Source organism: Pyxidicoccus fallax, assembly GCF_012933655.1.
Taxonomy (GTDB): Bacteria; Myxococcota; Myxococcia; order Myxococcales; family Myxococcaceae; genus Myxococcus; species Myxococcus fallax.
This window is the reverse complement of record NZ_JABBJJ010000687.1, coordinates 1-1,683: the sequence shown is the minus strand read 5'-3', so window position 1 is coordinate 1,683 and position 1,683 is coordinate 1. Positions and strand designations below refer to the sequence as shown.

Here is a 1,683-nt window from a genome sequence, read left to right as displayed (position 1 = left end):
CCCGTGTCCCCGAGCCCTCCCCTTCTGGATGACATGCTGCTCTTCGCCGAGGTGGTGGCGACCGGCGGCATCACCGCCGCCGCGGAGCGGCTGGGCCTGCGCAAGTCCACCGTGAGCCGCCGGCTGGCCGCCCTGGAGGCGCGGCTCGGCGTGCGCCTGTTGGAACGCAACACGCGCCGGCTGCGGCTCACCGAGGCGGGACGGGACTACCACGCGCATTGCGCGCGGCTCGTCGCCGAGGCCCGCGAGGTGAACCGCGCGGTGAGCGAGTCACGCGGCACGCCCCAGGGCACGCTGCGCATCGCCACCCTCTCCCTGCTCGGCGAGCTGCTCACGCCCCTCATCTCCGAGTTCCTCCTGCGCCAGCCGCTGATGCGCGTGGAGGTGTCGCTCGCCGAGGCGCACGTGGACCTCATCGCCGAGGAGTACGACCTGGCGCTGCGCACCGGGCCGCTCGCGGACTCGTCGCTGGTGGCCCGCCGGCTGGGCACCCTGCGCACGGGCTACTACGCCAGCCCCACGTACCTCAGCCGCCACGGCTCGCCCCGCACCGCCGACGAACTGAAGGGCCACGAGTGCGTCCTCCTGGCCGAGCCCGGCACCGACGAAGTGTGGTTCTTCGGCGAGGGCAGGCGCGCGAGGACGGTGCCCGTCACCGGCCGGCTGCGCGTGCCCAGCCTCCGCGCCGGACAGGCCGCCGCGCGCGCGGGGCTGGGCCTCGTGCGGCTGCCGGCGTCGCTCGTCGTGGACGACGTGCGCGGCGGAATGCTCGTTCCCGTCATGGAGGCCGTCACGCCCCCGGGCATCCCCGTCTTCGCCGTCTACCCCAGCAGCCGTCAGCTCCCGCCCAAGGTCCGCGCCTTCCTCACGCTGCTGTCGGAGCGCAGCGCCGCGCTGCCGTGGGAGACGCAGCAGGATTAGGGGCGCTTCGCGGAACAATGCGTTGCATCCGGGGCTCTCGTCCCGTCACCCCACCGCCATTACATCTTCCTCCGTCACGAGGCGCCGCGCATTCGAGCCCGGGCCTCCCGAGGAGGAACACGCCATGGCAGGAAACGTCATCGAGATTGGGGACGCGGAGTTCAGGCGCGAGGTGCTCGAGGCGCGCGAGCCGGTGCTGGTGGACTTCACCGCGCCCTGGTGCCCTCCGTGCCGCATCATCGCGCCCATCCTCGACACGCTCGCCGCCGAGTACCAGGGGCGGATGAAGTTCACGAAGATGGACACCGACGCGAACCTGGAGACGGCGCAGCAGTACGGCATCCGCGCCCTGCCCTCCCTGCTCGTGTTCAAGGACGGCAAGGTGGTGAAGCAGCTCGTCGGCGCCATGCCCCGGAAGCGGCTGGAAGAGGAGCTGCGCCCGCACCTGTGATGATGACGGCGGTGTCGAAGCCGAAACGGTGTCAGAACGGTGAAGCGCCTCGAACTGGACGGAGTCTCGTTCCGAGCGTTGGAGACCCGCTGAACGCGAAGATTGCCGTGGCATCCCCCGGAGGCCCTGGCTAGTCATGCGAGCATGAAAGCCATCGAACTTCAGAAGCCGGGCAGCATCGACGGTTGGGTGCAGGTGGAGAAGCCGGAGCCCAAGCCGGGTCCAGGGCAGGCCCTGGTGCGCATCCGCGCGGTCTCCCTCAATTTCCGCGACCTGTTCATCGCCATCGGCAAGTACCCCGGGCTTCCCTC

2 protein-coding genes are annotated in these 1,683 nt (G+C 70.8%); both read left to right on the top strand.

The window, feature by feature from the left end; translation table 11 throughout:
• Positions 1–33: 33 nt before the first annotated feature.
• Positions 34–921 (top strand): LysR family transcriptional regulator, encoded by an 888-nt coding sequence (locus HG543_RS53510; RefSeq protein WP_171819108.1) that lies wholly within the window; start codon positions 34–36, stop codon positions 919–921.
• A 124-nt stretch (positions 922–1,045) separates the two neighbouring features.
• Complete coding sequence (gene trxA / locus HG543_RS53505) at positions 1,046–1,372, top strand: thioredoxin (RefSeq protein WP_169352655.1); 327 nt, start codon at positions 1,046–1,048, stop codon at positions 1,370–1,372.
• Positions 1,373–1,683 lie beyond the last annotated feature (311 nt).

Bases quoted from the DNA above. Each gene is read 5' to 3' on its own strand.
- HG543_RS53510 (WP_171819108.1), top strand. From the start codon at position 34: ATGCTGCTCTTCGCCGAGGTGGTGGCGACCGGCGGCATCACCGCCGCC.
- trxA (WP_169352655.1), top strand. From the start codon at position 1,046: ATGGCAGGAAACGTCATCGAGATTGGGGACGCGGAGTTCAGGCGCGAG.